A 19,542-nucleotide genomic window follows, 5' to 3' on the forward strand; every position below is an offset into this window, starting at 1 on the left:
TCCGTTCGGGTTGCCTGCGTGATCGGTGTCCATCCCACCAGCGGAAGGCCGTCGGTCCCATCCGGCTCTCCCCCTGACGTGCCCACACGCTGGCCTCAGGACGGTGCCGGGGGTTGCCCCCCGTAGGGACCGCCGAAGCAGAGGGGCCCGGAGTCCTCTCGGACTCCGGGCCCCTCTGCCGACCTCTCTACAGCCGGTCAGTGGCTGTCCTGTGGTTCAGGTCCTCACTTGAGGGCGTAGGCCCGGGTGATGGTCTGGACGGTGCGGCTGCCCGCGGAGTCCCAGGCCTCGGTCTTGAGCGTCACGAAGCCGTTGGTGTCCGCCAGCTTGGGGTGCCACAGGAGTGCCTGGAAGGAGTTGTCGTCCTTGCGCAGCATCGCGGCGGACTTCCAGGTGGCGCCGTCGTCGTAGGAGACGGAGACCTTGGCACCTGCCATCTTGGTGGAGCCGGCCCAGCCCTTGGGACGCCCCCCGTCCACGGTGAAGGTGTACGGCAGGCCGGCCCGTGCCTGGTTGAGCACGTTCAGCGGCAGGTCGTAGTCGAGCATGATCACGGGCATGGACTCACAGAGCTTGGGCGCAGGGATGAAATCTGTGTCGCAGCCCTTGATGGCCATGGTGGTCGGTGCCGCCTGGCTGAAGTTCCACTCGGTGCGTACCTGGCGGCCCAGAGTGACGCCCGGGACGTCGGTGGCCGGCTTCTGGTCGAGGACGTACCGGTAGTCCGCCTTCTCCTGCGCCAGCTCGCCGAAACCGGTGATCGGCTCGCCGTTGCGGTAGTAGCTCCAGGTGCCGGTCAGGCCCGACAGGGTGTGGGTGGGATCGTTGTCGGCACCGTTCCAGCCGGGGAGTTTCTGCCAGACGTCGGAGCGGCAGAACAGACACGGCCCGAACTCGTACGGGGACACGCGCATCGGTGCGTCGAACCAGCTCCGAGTGTAGGACTTGCCCGGGGTGAGGTAGCTGCTGCGGAGGTCGTTCATCCTCCAGGTCGAGGAGTTGAAGTTGGCCGTCACGCTCGACTGGTACGTCACCCCGGTACCTGCGAGGAAGTAGTCGTCGCGGGTGGTGCCCTGGTAGAGCGGCTGGCCGACGGATCCCGTGCTCACTTGCAGGGGACCCCAGACGTTGATGTTCTCGGCACCCAGGCGCCGGGCTCCGTCCGAGTGGAACGTAGTGGCGACCTTGGCGAAGTCCTTGACGTCGACGGTCTTGGCCAGGTCGGCGGGGATCCGGTCGTCGGTGAAGTGCGGGTTGTACGTGTAGCCCGACTCCAAGACGCCCTTCAGGGCGATCCGGACCTTGTCCTTGGCCAGCAGAGCCTTGAGGGCTGCGGCGTTGTCGTACGTGGCATGGGCGACCGGGATGGTCTGTCCGGCAGGGACGCCGCTTCCGCTCGGCCCGGGGGTTGCAGGGGCCACGATCATCGCGACGGCTCCGGCAGCCGCGGCCCTGGTGGCCTGGTCGTCGGCCTTGGTGACGTCGGCCACGGAGACCAGGACGGTCTTGCCCTTGACGTCGGCACCGGCGAAGTCCTGCTCGGTGCCTCCACCCAGGTCGACCAGCTCGGTGCGCTTGGTGCCCTCGAAGCGCTTCGCGTTCACCGAGGACTTCAGCGGAATGGTCGCGTGCCCGGGGGCCGTCACCTCCAGCTGGACCAGCGGTTCACGCCGGGCCAGACCGGTCTCCAGGCGCAGCGCGCCGGTGGTGGCGGCGTCACTGGGGATGGCGCCTTGCCTCAGGTCGGCAAGGTTGAGCAAGTTTCCGATGCCGGAGAAGCTCGAGTAACCGCCTGCGGTGCCGGGGTCACGGACGATGAACGTGCTCACCTGGCCGTTCTCCAGCGGCCGCTTCTCGCCCTTGATGTTCACGCTGAGGTCGGTGGCGGTGGTGCCGTCGACGGTGAGGGTCTGGTCCCGGTCACTCACCTCGATGTTCGGCACGGCGAACAGGTCGCCGGCGTAGGAGACCGCGCCGCCGGTGGGTGCCGCAGAGTAGACCGAGCCCTCGATGGAGTACTTGCCGAGCGGCACCGACAAGGTGGCGGTGCCGTTGGCGTACAGGGTCTGACTCTCCCAGACGGTGTTGTCCACGCCGTGCAGGGTGAACCTGACCGCACTGGGGGTTTTCCCGAAGCGGTCCGTGACCTTCAGCGTGACCTCGTGCTGCTCGACGGAGGTGACGAATCCGAGCGCGGCGTGGACCGACTCACCGCCGGCGGCGGTGGCGGTGACGGATCCGCTGTACTTGCTGGTCTTCAGTCCGTTCGGGTCGAGGGTGACAGTGACCTCTGCGGTGGATCCGGCCGGGACGGTGACCCGGCCGTCGGACAGGCCCGCGCCCGCGAGGGCCAGCGTGCCGGCGGGAACCTCGGTGCCGCTCGCGTCCTTGACGGACGCGGCCAGGGTCACGACGGTGTCGCTCGTGGTGTTGTTGCGGAGCGTGAGGGTGCGGGTCCGCTTCTCGTACGTGCCCTTCTGCCACGGGATCACGCGGAAGTCGGCCGTACCGGAAAGTTCCAGCGACGGGTCGAGCGCGGCGGGGATGTCGACCCGGCCGTAGCCCTGCTGGTAGACGGTCTGGTCGACGGCCGACTTGGCGTGCGTGGTCAGGGCCTCCTTGATGTGCTGCCCGGTCCAGTCGGGGTGGTGCTGCTTGAGGATCGCTGCGGCGCCGGCCACGTGCGGGGTGGCCATCGAGGTGCCGTTGGCCGAGGTGTAGTCGGCGTCCACGGGGGTGCCCATGGTGGTACCGGCCGCGCGGGCGGCGACGATGTTTACACCCGGGGCGGTGATCTCGGGCTTCATCGCCATGTCGCCGAGCCGCGGGCCGCGGCTGGAGAAGTCGGCGAGCGCGTCGGACTTGTCGACGGCGCCGACGGTGAGGGCCGCGTCGGCGGCACCGGGGGTGCCGAGCGTCGACTCGCCCTTCCTGCCGTCGTTGCCCGCAGCGATGACGAACAGGGCGTTCGAGGAGGCGCTGAGCGAGTTGACCGCCCTCGTCATGACGTCCTCGCCTGGGGCGTCGGCGCCGCCGAGGCTCATGCTGATGACGTCGGCGCCCTGCGCGACCGCCCACTCCATGCCGGCCAGGATGCTGGAGTCCGGGCCCTGCCCGCTGTTGCTGAGCACCTTGCCGATCAGCAGGTCGGCGCCGGGGGCCACGCCCTTGTTCGCGCCGCCGGAGTTGGCGCCGCTGCCCGCGACGGTGGCTGCGACGTGGGTGCCGTGGCCGTGGCCGTCCTGGACCGTCTGACCGTCGATGAAGCTCTGGCCGGCAACGATGTCCGACTTGATGTCGGCGTTGTTCAGGTCGGCGCCGGTGTCCAGGACGGCGACCTTCACGCCCTTGCCGTCGTACCCCTTGGCCCATGCCTCCGGGGCACCGATCTGCGGCACGCTCTTGTCCAGCAGGACCTTCGCCCGGCCGTCGTACCAGACCTTGGCCACTCCGGCGGTGCCGGGAACGACGCTGCTGTCGCCACTACGGGTGAGCGAGGTGGTGGGCCTGACCGCCCGCCAGAATCCCTTCGCGCCGCCCTTGTCGACCTGGACGGCGGACAGGCCCAGCTTCGGCAGAACGCGCTGGGTGTCACTGCTCGGCAGATCTTCGGCCTTCTGCTTCAGGGCGGCGGCGGCAGGCGTGCCCTTGAAGTCGACGATGGCCGGGACCTCGTCGGTCTTCGCGTCGCCGTAGCCGTCCCGGATCATCCGGCTGACGTTGAACAGTTCGCGGTCCACCGTGTCCGAGGCGATCGCGGCCGTCGTGTCGTCCGGGTAGACGTACAGGTCACCGTTCTGCCCACTGACGGTCTCGAACGTCTTGGACGTCCCGGCCGCCGACAGGATGTTGACCGCCTGCCGGCCGTCCGCCTCGGTGGTCAGCGCCACCGTGTCCCCGGTGATCAGGGTCAGCGTCGACGTGGTCGCTGTCTTCTTCTCGGTCGTGGGCTGCACGAGCGAGCCGCTCTGCGGGGTCGCCGCAGCAGCTGCTACCGGTAGCTGACTCGTGAGTGACAGGGCGACCGCCACTGCCACTCCGCCGACGGCAGCGGTTCGCAGCCGTCTTTCGCGGAATATGTACATCGGGTTCCTTTCGCACGCACAACAGGCAGGCGCGCCAAAGAAAGCGATCCGTGGACCGGCATGGAGATGACCAGCCGAAGCGTCCGTACGATGCCGCGCCGCCCGGAACCTAACCGGCAGGTCACGGGCGGATCCAGGGGCGCCGTGGCGCATCTGCGCCACATGGCGCTTTGTTGCCACGGGTGTCGCGCGGAGGGCCGGACCCCTGGAACCGTCCGTTGCTTTCGTACGTCAGTCGACGCGGACGTGGGCCACGGCCCACGACGTGTGGTCGAAGGACGTGCTGTCGTTGGCGTTCCGCACCACCAGGCGGAGCAGCCTCACGCCGGTGACGTCCACGTCGACGGGGCGTGGACCGCCTGCGGCTGTGAGCAGGCCGCTTTCGTAGAGCCGCACGCCGTCGCCCCAGACTTCGGCACTGGTCCCGCCGGCTGCGCTCTGCCGGGCGGAGAAGTCGTCGATTCCCACGACCGAGGTGAGCCGGGAGGCGTTCCCGCCGAGGTGGTAGACGATCTCCGAGTGGGCGTGGACGCCGAGGCCCTTGGTGTAGGTGACTCCGCCGAAACTGATCGGAGTTCCGTCGCCTGCCGGCTTCTTGCCGTTGCTGGTGTCGCGCTCGACCGGTCCCCAGCCGTTGGTCGCCGCGACCCAGGGGATGTCACTGAGGTAGGTGTCGGTGGTGGGTGCCGGTGGCGGTGTGGCGATGGCGCGCCGGGATTCGTAGCGGACTTGGTGCCGCCCGTGACGGGCGGTGGCCTCGGCCCGCAGTGACCAGGTTCCGGCCGGGATCCCCTCGACCGGCGGGGTGATCGCCCAGGTGGTCTCCAGGGCCGAGCCCGGGGCGAGGCCGTCCGCAGGCCGGCCGGAGACGGGCTCGACCCGCCAGCCGTCGGGGACCGTGAGCCTGAGCCGGGGGCGCGTCCAGGCGCGGGCCGAGGCGTTGGTGAACACCGCGGTCGCCGTGAACGCCTCACCGGGGAGGACGAGTTCGGGAGCGGTGAGCCGCACGCCGAACCCTTCGCGGTGGTAGGCGTCCGCCCAGGACGCCCGGAGCAGTGCGGTGAGTTCCGCCGAGACCTCGGGGTTGCCGGCGTGCACGTCCGTGGTCTCGCCCGGGTCGGCTTCCAGGTCGTAGAGCTCGAACTGCCACAGCTCGTCGGGGACGCCCCGATCCCGGGCGGGCGCGAATCGGACGGCCTTCCACCGGTCGCGGCGCACCGCTTCGGCGAGGACGTTGATGCGGCCCTTGTCGACCGCCTTGGCCCGCGAGGTCGAGCCGGGGTCGTTGCGGTACCAGTAGAGGTGGTCGTGCAGCGGCGCGGCGCCGGGCCCGGGGGTGAGCAGGGCGGCTGCCGAGAGGCCGTCCACGTCGCGCGGCGCCGGGGCGTCGGCGAGTTCGGCAAGGGTCGGGAGCACGTCGATCAGCGGGGTGACGCGGTCCGTGACGGCCGGACCGACGGTGCCGGGCCACCACGCGATGAGCGGGACCCGTATGCCTCCCTCGTAGAGGTTGCGCTTGTAGCCCTTGAGCGGCCCGTTGGCGTCGAAGAGGTCCGGGTTGACACCGCCTTCCTCGTGGGGGCCGTTGTCGCTGGTCACGAGCACCAGGGTGTGCCGGTCGATTCCGAGGCGCCGCAACGTGTCCACGACCGAGCCCGCGAGTGAGTCCAGCCGGGTCACCTGCGTCGCGTGGCCCTTGTCGGACGCGCCCCACGGCCGGTCGGCGTACTCTCCGGTGTCCGGGATGTCGCTCGGCGCGTGCGGAAGGTTCGGGGTCAGGTACAGCAGGAACGGTTCGTCCGCGTGCTCGGTGATGAACGCGTCGGCGTGCCGCTCGATCAGGTCGGTGACGTACGTGCCCTTGTTGTCGCCCGCGTTCTCCGGCAGCTCGACCCGCTCGCCGTTGTGCCAGAGGTAGTCGGGAAAGTACTCGTGGGCGTGCCCGTGGGTGATGTATCCGTAGAACTCCTCGAAGCCGCGCCGGTTGGGGTGGCTGGGCTGATCGGCCTCCTCCGGCCCGAAGCCCCACTTGCCGATGCAGGCCGTACGGTAACCGCGCGCCCGCAACACCTCGGCGAAGGTCGTGTCGTCGTCCCCGAGCGAGCCCTGCGGACCACCGAAGGGGTTCTCCCGTACCGGTGCGTGGCCACCGTGCAGTCCGGTCAGCAGCGAGGCCCGCGACGGCGCGCAGACAGCGGCCGCTGAGTACGCCTGGGTGAACCGGGTCCCCTCCACGGCCAGTTGGTCCAGACGCGGGGTGTGGATCAGTTGCTGGCCGTACGCTCCGAGGTCGCCGTAGCCGAGGTCGTCGGCCAGAAGCACCACTATGTTCGGGCGTCTGCCGCCCGTGTGGCCGGCGGCTGCTGCCGGGGTGGCGGACAGAGCGGCCATACCGAGGGCGGCTGCCGATCCGGCGAGGAACTGTCGGCGGCTGGGCACGTAGGACTCCTTCTGCGTGGGGTGGGGCGGGGGGCGTCGGCGGTCGGCGCGGGTGTCTCTACCGGGCCGCGGGACCGGTGAGCACCACCGGCACCTCCTCGCCGGGTTCGACGACCAGGGTTTCGTTCCGGTGGTGGGAGGTGTGGCCGTCGGCGTAGACGTCGCCGGAGACAGTGAAGGACAGCGGGGCGTGGCCGTCGCGGAGGGTTGCCAGGGGGGCGTCGAGCTTGTCGAGCCAGCGGATCAGCTTGTGTCCCAGACGGTGAACGACCTGAGGTTCCCGCGCGGCCCGGTTGTCGCTCTCGCCGATGTCGGCGACCAGGTCGTACAGCTCCCAGGTGCGGTCCTCGTAGTTGTACAGCAGCTTCCAGCGGCCGGACCGGATCACCGACTGCGGGTGCTGGTCGCGGGAGGCGTCGATGAGGTAGCCGGGGAGGTGCCAGTAGAGAGCGTCCCGGTCGAGCTGCTTCGAGGCGTCGGCGAACAGGCCGCTCAGGTCGACGCCGTCGAGAGGCTGGCCGGCCGGTGTCCTGGCGCCCGCGAGGGAGGCGAAGGTGGTGTGGAGGTCCGCGCTGTACACGGGGGTGTGGTTGACGGTGTTGCCGTCCACCAGTGCGGGGTTGGCACTCCAGGCGATGAGCGGCACGCGCAACCCGCCTTCGCGCAGCTCGCCCTTTTCCCCGCGAAGCGGCCCGTTGTCGGTGAACTGGCCGACCCCGCCGTTGTCCCCGGTGAAGACGACAATGGTGTTGTCGGCCAGTTTGCGGCCCGGGCGACGTGGGTCGGCGGTGGTCTCCAGGTGCTCGATCACGCGGGCCACGCTCTGGTCGAGTCCCTCGACCAGAGCGCCGTAGGCGGGGTTGGAGGGACCCGTTCCCGGCGTCTTCGCCCGGTACTTGGCGAGGAGGTCCGCGCGTGCCTGTTTGGCTCCGACCGGTGTGTGGACGGCATAGGTGCTCAGGAACGCGAAGAACGGATCGTCCTTGTTGCGGTCCACGAAGTCGATCGTGGCGTCCGCCAGCGCGTCCGATACATGCTTGTCGGTGCCGACGAGGGCATCGAGTGCGGCAGGGTCGGTGGTGTGGGCGTAGGGCTTGATGTTGTCGTCGACGTACTGCTGGGTGTAGTCGGCGGCGAAGGCGTCCAGCTCCGGGCCGATCTGCGACACGAAGGTGCCGTTCTGCGCGTGGTATGCGCCGGGAGCGCCGGCGTGCGTACCGCCGATGTTCTCGTCGAAGCCGTGCACCGTGGTGATGTCGGTCGGCGTCGCCGCCACGTGGAACTTGCCGAGGTATCCCGTGGTGTAGCCGGCGCCCTGCAGCCGCTCGCCGACCGTGACCGCCTCCGCGGGCAGCGCGACGTCTTGGTCGGGCAGTCCCTGTGGGGGCCCGACCAGGAGGGTGTCGTCACCACCGCGGTTGAGGTCGTCGACCAGGTAGATGTTGTTGGTGGGCCGCGGGGCGTACAGCCCGGTGAGCAGGGCGGCCCGCGTCGGCGCGCAGTTGGGGGACGCGTACGCGTTGTCGAACGCCGTCCCCTCCCGGGCGATCCGCTCCAGGGTCGGCGTCTCGTAGAAGTCGTTCGCGTTGCCCTGGTTGGTCAGCGGACTGCTGAGGTCCGTCCACCCGAAGTCGTCGCCCAGCACGAAAACGATGTTCGGACGCGCGGTGTCGGAACGGGCGGGTCCGGCCGGCCTCTCCTGGGCGGCGGACGGAACGCCGACGGATGTGAGGGCGAGTACCGCCGGGAGCGCGAGCAGGCCCAGTCGCCTGAGCTGTCTGTTTCTCACGGGGTTCCTTCTGCTCGGTTCGGGTGGGACGGGGGGACGTGCAGGTGTCAGCCGGCGTCGTTGGCGCAGCGGAAACCGATGTTCGCCGCGGCCGAGTCGGCGGTGTTGCCGGACCGTGCCGCGACCCGGTAGCGGTAGCAGTACGAGTCGTGGCACAGGTAGGAGCCGCCCCGCATGACGCGGGGAGCGGACCGGTTCGTGTCGTGCCAGGGACCCCGCGGGTCGTGCACGGGAGCCTGCCCGGCCCGTGCCGCGTAGGCGTCGGCCGCGAAGGTGTCGCCGCACCACTCCCAGACGTTGCCGACCATGTTCCACAGACCGAAGCCGTTTGGACGGAAGGACTTCACCGGCGCGGTCGCGACATGGCCGTCCTCGGCGGTGTTGTGGGTGGGGAACGTGCCTTGCCAGACGTTGCACATCCACCGGCCGCGCGGGGTGAGTTCGTCGCCCCACGGAAAGCGGCCGGCCGCCAGCCCACCGCGGGCGGCGTACTCCCACTCGGCCTCCGTGGGAAGCCGCTTCCCGGCCCACCCGCAGTACGCCTGTGCGTCGTTCCAACTCACCTGCACCACTGGGTGGTTCGGCCGGTCCCCGATGGACGACAGTGGGCCGTGCGGGTGGCGCCAGGAGGCCCCCCGCACGATCAGCCACCACGGTGTGCCCGTCGCCCGCCCGAGAACGTCGCCCTTGTCGGCTCGCACCGTCAGGTGGAACACCGCGGAGACGCCGAGGTGTTCGGCATCGGTGACGTACGCGGTGTCCTTGACGAAGGCGGCGAACGCTGCGTTGGTGACCGTGGTCGCGTCGATCAGGAACTGGTCCAGCCGCACGTCGTGGACCGGCCCTTCCCCGTCGGCGGGGTAGCCCTCGCCGTGGGCGTCGCCCATCGCGAAGGTCCCCCCGGGAACACGCACCTGCCCGCGGGTGCCGCGGTCGGCCGCTGCGGGACGGAACGGGCCTGGGGGCCCCATCGTGATGGCGCCGATCAGCGTGCCGTCGCCGGCCGGGGAGGTGCGGCAGAATTCGTGGCTCTCGGCCGAAGGGGTGCAGCAGCCCACGCGTCAGCTCTCCCGCACGGCGCCGGCGAGCAGTCGCTCGACCTTGCGGACGAGCGCCGGGTGTCGAGCGGCGAGGTCGTCGCGCTCGCCGACGTCCTGGTTCAGGTGGTACAGCTCGACGGGGCGGTTCTCCAGGCGCACGCCCTTCCAGTTGCCGAAACGCACCGCCTGGTCCTTGCCTTCCTGCTCCCAGTAGAGGTACTCGTGCTCCGGCTGCTCGCCACCGGTCAGCGCGGGAACGAAGGACACACCGTCGAGTCCGGGCGGTGTACGCGCGCCGGCGGCCTCGGCGAACGTCGGGAGGAAGTCCCAGACCGCCACCGGGTCGTGCACCTCGGAGCCGGGTGCGATCCCGCCGGCGGCCCGCAGGCTCTCCGGCAGCCGGACGATCAGCGGCACCCGGATGCCTCCCTCGTACACGGTGAACTTGATGTCCCGCAGGGAACCGTTGCTGTCGAAGAACTCCGGGTCGTGCGGCAGGGTGCTGCCGACGTGCTCGAAGTTCTTCCCCGCCTTGTGCGGCCCGTTGTCGCTGGCCACCAGGACCAGGGTGTCGTCCCGCAGGCCGAGTTCGTCGAGCCGGGACAGGACACGGCCGATCTCGGCGTCGACGCGGGTGATCTGCGCGGCGTGGTTGCGCTCGCCCTGGGGCCAGTCCTCGTCGCTGTACGGCGCGTCGCTCGGGATCTCGTTCGGGGCGTGCGGGGTGGTGTAGCCCAGATAGAGGAAGAACGGATCGTTCCGGCTGCGGTCGATGAAGTCGAGCGCTTCCTGGGTGAACAGGTCGGTCGCGTAGGTGACGTCGGCTGTCTTGTTCTCCGGGTAGCGCACCTTCTCACCGTCGCGCCACAGGTACGTCGGCCAGTAGTCGTGCGCGTGGGTCTGGTTGATGTAGCCGAAGAAGTAGTCGAAGCCCTGCCGGTTGGGGTGGCTCGGGTTGTCGCCGGTGTCGGGTCCCAGTCCCCACTTGCCGATGTGCCCCGTGGTGTAGCCGGCGTCGCGGAGCACTTCGCCCACTGTGATGTCCTCGGCCCGCAGGCCTTCGCCGGCGTCAGCGTTGGACTTGACCGGCGCGTGACCGGTGTGCAGACCCGTCAGCAACGACGCGCGCGTGGGGGCGCAGGACGGTGTCGCGTACGCCTGGGTGAAGCGCGCCCCCTCTGCGGCGAGGCCGTCCAACACCGGCGTGCGGATCACCTGCTGACCGTAGGATCCCAGCTCGCCCCGTCCGAGGTCGTCGAGCAGGATCAGCAGGATGTTCGGCGCTCTGCGGTTCTGCCCGGTAAGCGCCTCGGCGGGCGTCTCGGCGGGCGCCTCGGCGGCGGCAGCACTCGGCCGCGACGATGCCGCGGCCAGCCCGGTCAGCACCGACGCGGCCATGCCGCCGAGCAGGGACCGTCTGGAGACACCGGTCCGGTTCGTTGTGCCCATGGGGGTTCCGCCTTCCAGCAGCAAGCCACGGCATGCATGTCACGGTCGCGACACGTACGTGAGATTGGAGTGTCCGGACAGCTCTGTTGCGTTCATGACAGCCCGGAAGGAACGTGTTCGCGGGTGCTGCCGAGGCACGTCAGCGCCGAAGTCGACTCAGCGACAGGTCTCGTCGAACTGGTCGGCGCGACGCGTGAACAGGAAGGGGTCGCGCGGCGCAAGGCGGCCGGACCGGGCTAGCAGCATGTTCAACATTCGATCATGTGAGTGAAAGAGTCTCCATGGAACGGCGGTACGTGAAACGTGAATGACATACCGCTGACGCAAATGCGGCGGACACCCTCAACAGCTTCGTCCGTGGCATCACGCAGCCACCGCGCCACGACGGCAGGCCGACCGCTGGGCAGTCTCGCGATCAATCCGGTCAGCGCGCGGTGACCGGTTCGTCGACATCCGTGATCCACCCCAGCCGGGCAGCCTGCCATCCCAGCTGCATCCGGCTGGAGACGCCCGCCTGGTCCATGAGGCTGTGCACCCGCCGGTTCACCGTCCGCTTGCCCATGCCGAGTTGGCGTGCGATCGCGTCATCGGTGAGTCCCGAGAGCAGGAGAGTCAGCATCTGGGCGTCGGGCTGTGTGAGGGGCCCCTGATCGGAGACGGGATCCAGCGGCAGGGCGGTCGCCCACACCATCTCGAAGAGAGCGAGCAGAGCTTCGAAGAGCGGCCCGGGGTGGATCAGCAGGGCCACGTGCGGCAGCTGTGCCTCCTCGGCCCGCAGCGACACCAGCGCCGCGGATCTGTCGACGATCACCAGCTTGAGCGGGACCTGGTTGAGTACACGGGCGCGCTCGCCGGCGTCGACGTACTGTTTGATCTCCTGCAGCGCACCGCTTTCGGCCACCGCCAGCCGGTCGTACACCGTCCGGTACGCGACCCCGGCCGTCAGTTGGTCGAGTTCGGCCGCATTGAGGTCCTCGGACACGAGGTACGGCGGTGCGTCGAACCTCAGCACCTGCTTACGGGCATTGCGCTGGATCTGCTCGTACCTGAGTGCCAGGCTCTCCTCGGGAACGATCTCGGCTATCTCTTCCAGGGCAGCCGGGCCCGAGGCGGTTTTCCGGTACTCCTTGGTGAGCCGGTCCAGGACGCCCCGGGCCGTTCGTAGCTGGTTCATCCGCAGCAGCAGGAGCTCTTCCCCGGCGATGTCGGGCGGAGAGGGGATGACCTGCGCGGGCCTCTCGTCGGTGAGGGTCACCAGCCCTTTGGCGACGAGCCCCTGTGTCGCTTCTACCGTCTGTGCATGGCTCAGGTTGAGCCGCTGCCGCATCTGATCGGTACGGATGCGACCCGACCTGACGAGAAATTGGTACATCTGCGACTCGCTCGTGCTCAGCCCCAGCGTCTCCAGCATGTGCGCCCTTCCCCTCGAAGACCAGCAGAGGATAGCGGGGCGCCGGACGGGCCGTTCGCCGGAGACAGCAGGTGAGAAGGTACGCGATCACGGCCGGTCGCCACCCGCGTCCCTGCCCCCCGTGAATGCTTCCGATCGCACCGTCACGGCAATCGCACCACAAGCGTCTTCACCGCTCGCCTGCCGGTCGGGCGGTGGCACGCTCGATGTCGGCGGCCGGATACGGTGTCCGCTTGGTCACGGTGAGCAGACGATGGTGGAACCTGCCCAGCACGACGGCAGCGGGGGCGTGCCGGTCGATGATCGCGGCGATCCCGGGTGGGACACCCACAGGCTTGTCACCCGCGAGCCAGTTGCGAAGGAACGCGTCATGCTCCACGGTGCCCCGCACGCCCTCGGGCAAATGGTGGCGAAGCAGATGGCCGGCGACGTAGCAGGCGTCGTACGTGAGGTGGTCGGAGTGGAATTCACGCTCCTCCCGGGAGAGTTCGAACCCCGAACTCAGGGCGAGACCGAAGTCCGCAAAGTAGATCAACCGGCCGTCGGTCAGGACGTTGTCGAAATGGGCATCGAAGTGGACGAGCCCGCGGGAGCTCATGAAGGCGGCTCCGCGCACCAGGGCTTCCTCCGCCCACGCGTGCTTCGAGCCGTCCATTCCTTCCGGACTGCCCTCGCTCCGGTCACCCAGCCACGCGCCGAGCGTCTGCGGCACGTGCTCGAGGAAGATCACAAGGCTGTGGGAGGACCGGCCGATGGCCTCCAGCCGCTGACGCACGGCCGGCGAGCCCTCCCAGTGCGCGACTGCCCCGTCGATGCCCCCGAAGTCGTCGGCGAAGCCCTGGGGAGGGGAGTCCGGGAGGACTCGCCAGTGATACATCAGCGCAAAGCCCTCATACTCGTTCCCACGTACCCAGTCGGTGGTCATCGCGTGTACGGCCAGCTCGCGCCAGGCTCCGAACCCGGCCGATCCGAGCCCGTACTGGTAGAACAGCGGCAGGCCGAAGAGGTTCGCGGTCGACCGCAGGTTCTCCGGCCTCGTCTCGATGTCCGTCAGCGGAACCCGCTTGACGAAGACTGGCGTTCCGCCGACCTCCAGCTCAGCAGTCCTGCCTCCGATACCGGACCCCACGGGGGTTGCCGCCGCCATGACTTCGCCGAGACGTCGGTCGCTCAGCTGCGACAAGTGCGCGGAAACGGACCCGTACGCGGCCAGACGTGCGACATGGCGCGGATCCGGGTGGTCCATCGAAGTCTCCTCAATGCCCGAGCCGTCACCAGCAGCGATCTCCGGTGCCCGACCCTGACGGTGGCAGCCGGTCGGAGCCCTGAGCGCGGGGCGTCCCGGCCGGACCAACCAGGAGATCTCAACACGCGGAACCCCTCTGCGGTACCCCTTTTCGGTCCCGTACGGGCAGCCCTTCGCGCGAGGCGGCTGTCGCGGCTTCGCGGTGATTCGTCCAAAGGCGCCCATGATCAGTCCATGGCGGGCGGGCGGCTTCAGCCGCGATGCTGTCGTTCCGTCCGCCTGCCAAGGAGTGAACGCCTCATGTCCCAGCCCCTGAGTCCTGTCGCCGGCGAGAGCCGGAGCCGTCCGCAAGGCCCGGCGTCCGGCACACGGGACGGCGCGTGGTGGCGCCATGCCGTGATCTACCAGATCTACCCGCGCAGTTTCGCCGACGCCGACGGGGACGGGATGGGTGACCTGGCAGGTATCCGTGCCCGGCTTCCGCACCTGGTCGACCTGGGGGTCGACGCCGTCTGGCTCAGCCCCTGGTACGTCTCCCCGCAGGCCGACGCAGGGTACGACGTCGCCGACTACTGCGACATCGACCCCGTGTTCGGGACACTCGCCGAAGCGGAGCAGTTGATCGCCGAGGCCCGGCAGGCGGGCATCCGCACGATCGTCGACCTGGTGCCGAACCACTGCTCGGACCAACACCCCTGGTTCCGGGCGGCCGTGGCGGCGGGGCCCGGCTCCACGGAGCGTGACGCGTTCCATTTCCGGCCCGGTCGCGGGGCTCACGGGGAACTTCCGCCGAACGACTGGCCGTCGAACTTCGGCGGGCCCGCCTGGACCAGGGTGACGGGACCGGACGGGACGCCGGAGGAGTGGTACCTCCACATGTTCGCGCCCGGCCAGCCGGACTGGAACTGGGAGAACCCGCGCGTCGCCACGCAGTTCGACGACATTCTGGTGTTCTGGCTGGAGCGGGGCGTCGCGGGCTTCCGCATCGACGTCGCCGACAACCTCGTCAAGGCCGCCGGGCTGCCCGACCTGGTCGACTACTCGGGCGAGAGCCCCCAGCCCTGGGCGGATCAGGACGGCGTCCACGCGATCTACCGACGCTGGAGGTCCGTCCTGGAGGAGCACTCCCGGCCGGGCGACGAGAAGGTGTTCGTCGGTGAGCTGTGGAGCGACCGTCCGGAGCGGTTCGCCCGCTACCTGCGCGCCGACGAACTCCATACCGGCTTCAATTTCGACTTCCTGAAGGTGCCGTGGCAGGCACCGGCGATGCGCGAGGTCATCGACGCGACCCTGGAGGCACACGGCCCGGTCGGCGCGCCCGCCACCTGGGTGCTGTCCAACCACGACACCACCCGGCACGTCACCCGCTACGGCAGGGCCGACACCGGCTACGGCTTCGACCGGGCCGCCCGCCACGGCAGTCCCGTGGACCTGGAGGCGGGGTGGCGCCGGGCACGCGCCGGTGCCCTGCTGACCCTCGCCCTGCCCGGCAGCACGTACATCTACCAAGGCGACGAACTCGGCCTGTGGGAGGTCGAGGACATCCCGGCGGAGCTGCTGCAGGACCCGGCGGTCGCCGGCACCGGCGGGGCGGATCCGGGGCGCGACGGGTGCCGGGTCCCGCTGCCCTGGTCGGGAGGTACGGCACCCTTCGGCTTCAGCCCGGACGGCTCGGCGAACGAGCCGTGGCTGCCGCAGCCCGCGTCCTGGGCGGCCCTGACCGTCGCCGCGCAGGCCGCCGATCCCGGCTCCGCACTCGTCCTCTACCGGACGGCGCTGGCGTTGCGGAAGCAGCTCCCCGCGTTCGGCGACGGGCCCCTTGACTGGTGGCCCGAAGGCGGCCGTGCGCAGGACGGCGTCCTCGCGTTCACCCGGGGCGCCGACGGGAAGCTCGCCTGCATCGTCAACCAGTCCGGGCAGGGCATTCGCCTGCCGGATGCCACTGAGGTGCTGCTGGCCAGCGGCCCTCTCGGCGACGGTGCCGTCCTGCCCCCGGACACAGCAGTCTGGCTCCGGCGGGAATGACCGAGCGTTGGCTGTTCCGGTGGCCCGAGGATCAAAGGGCGGATTACTGGCATATCGCGCCTGGGGTAGCTGTTCATTCCGATCGAAACGATCAATTCTGTCGACTCTATTGAGCAGTTGAGCGCATGCGTGCTAAAAAACCGCATTGCTTCAACGCGCTCTCCCGTCCATCTCCCGGCCTCCGGAGCACCTATGACGCCCCCTCCCCCGCCCCCTTGGTCCCGCCGCACCTTCCTCGCGGCGACCGGCGGCACCGCAGTCGCCGTCGGCCTCGCAGAGACCGGTGCCGCCTCGGCCGCACCCCGCACCACGGCGTCGGCTTCCGCGGAAGCCGACGAGGCCTTCGCCGCGCTGCGCGCCAAGTGGCGCACCCTGATCCTCGGTGAGGGCTTCAGCCCGACGGCCGAGCCCTTCCGGTCGAAGCTCACCACCCTCGGCACCCAGGCAGCCGGCTTCCGCGCCACCATGACACCGACTGCCGGCTCTCTCTGGCCCGGCCTCGGATACGCCGATCCGACCCCGGACACCGACCAGGAGTCGTACGGCTACTCCGCCCGGATGAACGAGAGTTTCACGCGGCTGAGCACGATGGCCCAGGCGTATGCCCAGCCCGGGACGGGTGTCACCGGCGACGCGGCGCTGCGGGACGCCGTGATCACGGGCCTGGACCACCTGTGCTCCGACGTGTACAGCGCGGAGCGGGCGCCCTTCGGCAACTGGTGGAACTTCCAGATCGGCTCACCGCAGGCGCTGCTCGACACCGCCGTGCTGCTCCACGACCACCTCTCGGCCGAGCAAGTGGCCGTCTACTGCAGGTCCGTGGACCGCTTCCTTCCCGACTCGGCCGTGGCGAAGTACACCGGAACCAGTACCGGCGCCAACCGTGTCGACCTGTGCCGCGGGCTCATCCTGCGCGGTGTCGTCGGCGGCAGTGCGGCCAAGATCGAAGTCGGCCGTGACGCGCTGTCCCCCGTCTTCCCCTACGTGACGTCCGGCGACGGCTTCTACGCCGACGGTTCCTTCGTCCAGCACACCAACGTCCCGTACATCGGGGGTTACGGCGCGGTGCTCCACGACGGCCTCGGACGGCTGTTCGCGCTGCTGCGGGACTCGACGTGGCAGGTGGACGACCCGGGCAGCCAGCTCTTCCTCGACACCGTCGAGAAGGCCATCGCCCCGTTCATCTACGACGGCCTGATGATGGACAACGTCTCCAGCCGCGGGATCAGCCGCGGCCTGACGGAAGCCGACCCCTTCCAGCTCCCCCAGGACGACCACACCCGCGCGCACGGCGTGATGGCCTCGGTCGTCCTGGTCGGCCAGGGTGCGAGCGCCGAGGAGCAGGCCCGCTGGAACTCCATGGTCAAGGGCTGGCTCCTGCGGGACTCCTACGGTCCCGCACTGAAGAACCCGAAGCTGAGCCTGGTCAATACGGCACGGCTGCAGAAGCTGTACGACGACGACACGGTCAGGGCTTCGCCCGAACCGAGCGAGCACCGGGCCTTCCCCAACATGGACCGAGCCACCCACCGCCGCCGCGACTGGGGCGCATCCGTCAGCATGGCCTCCGCCCGCATCGCGCACTACGAATTCGGCAACGGGGAGCACGCCCGCGGCTATCACACCGGTTCGGGCTGGCTGTCCTGGTGGGGCGGCGACCACGGCCTCGCACAGTACTCGGACACCTTCTGGCCGACCGTCGACCCGTACCGGCTGCCCGGTGTCACCGTCTCGAAGAAGCCGCTTCCGGACGGGTTCGGTGGCAACTGGGGCAACCCGAAGCCGGACACCACCTGGGTGGGCGGCACCACCGACGGCGAGTTCGGCACCACCGGGCAGCACCTGCGGGGCGTCGGCAGCACGATGACCGCGAAGAAGTCGTGGTTCTGGCTCGACGACTCCGTCGTCTGCCTGGGCTCGGGCATCACCTCGGCCGACGGCGCCGCTGTGGAGACGGTGATCGACAACCGCAACCTCGGCGCGTCGGGCACCGCCGCGCTCAGCCTCGACGGCATCCCGCAGTCGGGCGCCCAGGGCTGGCACACCACCCGGGAGCGCACCAGGTGGGCGCACATCGAGGGTCACGCCGGCTACGTCTTCCCGGAGGCGGGCGGCAGCCGGGTGAGCGCACTGCGGGAGGAGCGCACCGGCGCGTGGAAGGACATCAACGCCGGCAGTTCCCCCGCCCCCTTCACCCGGCGCTACCTGACCCTGTGGCAGGACCACGGCACCGACCCGCAGGATGCCTCCTACGCGTACATCCTCATGCCCGGCGCCGGAAAGATCCGTACCGCAGCTCGCGCCCTCGACCCGCTGTGGCTGCAGATCCTCGCCAACACCCCGCAGCAGCACGGCATCCGCGTCCCCTCGCTCGGCTTCACCGGTATCAACTTCTGGGCTGCGGGTACGGCCGGCAAGGTCACGGCGGACGCACCGGTGAGCGTGCAGATCCGGGAGAAGCGTGACGGCACGGCGACGATCTCGGTGGCCGACCCGTCCCGCAGCGTGAAGAGCCTCACCCTGACCTGGCGGCGGCCCGTCGCCTCCGTACTGTCCAAGGCTCCCTCGGTCACCGGCGCCGGGACCGGCTCCACTCTCACCCTGACCTTCGGCGACCTCAGCAGCACCGCCGGCGCGACCCACCGCGTCAAGGTCCGCACGGCCTGACGGCCGGCCCCGGGCCGGGCACGGGTCCCGCCGTCTCCCCACGGCAGGGGCCCGGCCCGGCGCCGGCTCCCCCCACCCCGGCGCGCAAGCATGCGGCTCCTGCGACGGCACGAGCCGGGCGCAGGCGCGCCCTTCCCCCCCCCGAAGGAAGAACCATGCGCACATCACTTCTCGCCACCACCGCCGCGGCCTTCGCCTGGTGTCTCGTCGTGGCCCACCCCGCAAGCGCGTCCGTGATCTGGAACGGTGACGCCTCCGCGGGCACGGCCGTGTTCGACGGCGTCCTGTGCGACTCCCCCGGAAGCGTCACCGCCCAGGACAACAGCGACGGCCGGGGCACGGTCTTCAAGTTCAACAAGCCCCTCGGGCTGCTGCGTTGCGAGGCCCACGGCCTATCGGTGGGCGGCTCCCGCTACACCTTCAAGAACAACAGCACGTACTACCTGGGCTGGGACACCTCCACCAACACCCCTGACGCGGGAACGATCTTCCAGTGGAAGTCCTACGGCACCAACGACCAGAACCAGCAGAACTACCCGGTGCTCATGAAGGTCGAGGGCGGGGTCCTCAAGCTCTTCCACATCGAGGTGGGCGAGGTCTGGACCCTCAAGTGGTCCACCCCGGTGACGACCAGCACGTACAAGCGGATCGTTCTCGGCATCCACACGTCAGACACCGCTTCCGCCGGCTGGGTCGAGGCGTACTACAACGGTGCGAAGGTGGCCGAGTTCTCCGGCCGCACCTGGGACGACCTGGGCAACGACACCAGGTGGGGCAGTTACGGCGCCGAAGTCCAGGACAAGCGGGTCATCAACTGGATCGACGGGCTGAAGGTCGGTAGCAGTTACGCGGACGTGGCGTCCTAGCCGGTTGCACCGTGACCGGGTGGGGGCTGAAGGCTCCGGTCGTGCCGCCGGGCCCGGACCGTCCGGTCAGCGACCGCGGTCCCGCCGCTGCTGACGAAGCGCGAGCATCCCTGGTTCGCCCCGGTACGGCGGCGCCACCAGGAACCCCGGCCGGTTGAACAGCACGATGAGAGGGCTCACGAACAGGACGGCGACCAGGGCGAGTGAGACGGACGCGAGCACCAGGCCGGTCAGCAGTGCGTCCGGGAGCGGTGAGTCGAGGATCTCGTCGCTCTTGACGAGGCTCCAGGCCACCAGGCAGCAGAAGAAGGCGAAGGAGTTCACCGGCATGGTCCGGCGGAAAGCCTGCTTGGTGTCCACGGACACGTGGATCGGCATGATCCCGCGGTCCGTGGGGCCGCTGACCTCTCCGCGCCAGTGCCTGCGGACCGCCACCGGGATCATGACCAGGAACACCAGCGCAGAGGCCGCGACGAGGAGATCCCTGGCACCCACGTGCCGCCTCCTTGTCACACTCCCTGCTGC

General features: G+C 69.7%; 11 protein-coding genes. 3 read left to right on the top strand and 8 right to left on the bottom strand.

What is annotated here, in order from left to right:
• Nucleotides 1-224 precede the first annotated feature (224 nt).
• The 7 genes from OG257_RS03170 to OG257_RS03200 all read right to left on the bottom strand — a co-directional run bounded on the left by OG257_RS03170 (nt 225) and on the right by OG257_RS03200 (nt 13,459).
• Nucleotides 225-4,085, bottom strand: a complete 3,861-nt coding sequence (locus tag OG257_RS03170; protein WP_329204512.1) for a S8 family peptidase — start codon at nt 4,083-4,085, stop codon at nt 225-227.
• A 231-nt stretch (nt 4,086-4,316) separates the two neighbouring features.
• Complete coding sequence (locus tag OG257_RS03175) at nt 4,317-6,524, bottom strand: sulfatase-like hydrolase/transferase (protein ID WP_329204513.1); 2,208 nt, start codon at nt 6,522-6,524, stop codon at nt 4,317-4,319.
• 58 nt (nt 6,525-6,582) lie between these two features.
• Complete coding sequence (locus OG257_RS03180; protein ID WP_329204515.1) at nt 6,583-8,313, bottom strand: sulfatase; 1,731 nt, start codon at nt 8,311-8,313, stop codon at nt 6,583-6,585.
• Nucleotides 8,314-8,360: 47 nt separating this feature from the next.
• Nucleotides 8,361-9,284, bottom strand: a complete 924-nt coding sequence (locus OG257_RS03185) for a formylglycine-generating enzyme family protein (protein WP_329214876.1) — start codon at nt 9,282-9,284, stop codon at nt 8,361-8,363.
• Nucleotides 9,285-9,374: 90 nt separating this feature from the next.
• Nucleotides 9,375-10,802, bottom strand: coding sequence for an arylsulfatase (locus tag OG257_RS03190; protein WP_329204517.1), 1,428 nt, complete (start codon nt 10,800-10,802; stop codon nt 9,375-9,377).
• 424 nt (nt 10,803-11,226) lie between these two features.
• Entirely contained in the window at nt 11,227-12,213 is a 987-nt protein-coding gene (locus OG257_RS03195; protein WP_329204519.1) for a helix-turn-helix domain-containing protein, read from the bottom strand.
• Between the two features lie 169 nt (nt 12,214-12,382).
• A complete protein-coding gene (locus OG257_RS03200) occupies nt 12,383-13,459 on the bottom strand; it encodes a protein kinase family protein (RefSeq protein WP_329204521.1) in 1,077 nt (358 codons plus the stop codon).
• Nucleotides 13,460-13,759: 300 nt separating this feature from the next.
• Here OG257_RS03200 and OG257_RS03205 point away from each other — a divergent pair, with 300 nt between their 5' ends.
• The 3 genes from OG257_RS03205 (at nt 13,760) to OG257_RS03215 (ending at nt 19,017) form a co-directional block, all read left to right on the top strand.
• Complete coding sequence (locus tag OG257_RS03205; protein WP_329204523.1) at nt 13,760-15,484, top strand: glycoside hydrolase family 13 protein; 1,725 nt, start codon at nt 13,760-13,762, stop codon at nt 15,482-15,484.
• 192 nt (nt 15,485-15,676) lie between these two features.
• On the top strand, nt 15,677-18,151 hold the full coding sequence (locus OG257_RS03210) for a polysaccharide lyase 8 family protein (RefSeq protein ID WP_329204524.1): 2,475 nt from the start codon (nt 15,677-15,679) through the stop codon (nt 18,149-18,151).
• 155 nt (nt 18,152-18,306) lie between these two features.
• Nucleotides 18,307-19,017: a hypothetical protein gene (locus tag OG257_RS03215; RefSeq protein ID WP_329204526.1), complete on the top strand. Its 711-nt coding sequence runs from the start codon at nt 18,307-18,309 to the stop codon at nt 19,015-19,017.
• 66 nt (nt 19,018-19,083) lie between these two features.
• Here the strand turns inward: OG257_RS03215 and OG257_RS03220 are convergent, their stop codons facing one another.
• Complete coding sequence (locus tag OG257_RS03220; RefSeq protein WP_329204528.1) at nt 19,084-19,512, bottom strand: hypothetical protein; 429 nt, start codon at nt 19,510-19,512, stop codon at nt 19,084-19,086.
• Nucleotides 19,513-19,542 lie beyond the last annotated feature (30 nt).

Origin of the sequence: Streptomyces sp. NBC_00683 (assembly GCF_036226745.1) — a bacterium.
In the GTDB taxonomy this organism is placed as follows: domain Bacteria; phylum Actinomycetota; class Actinomycetes; order Streptomycetales; family Streptomycetaceae; genus Streptomyces.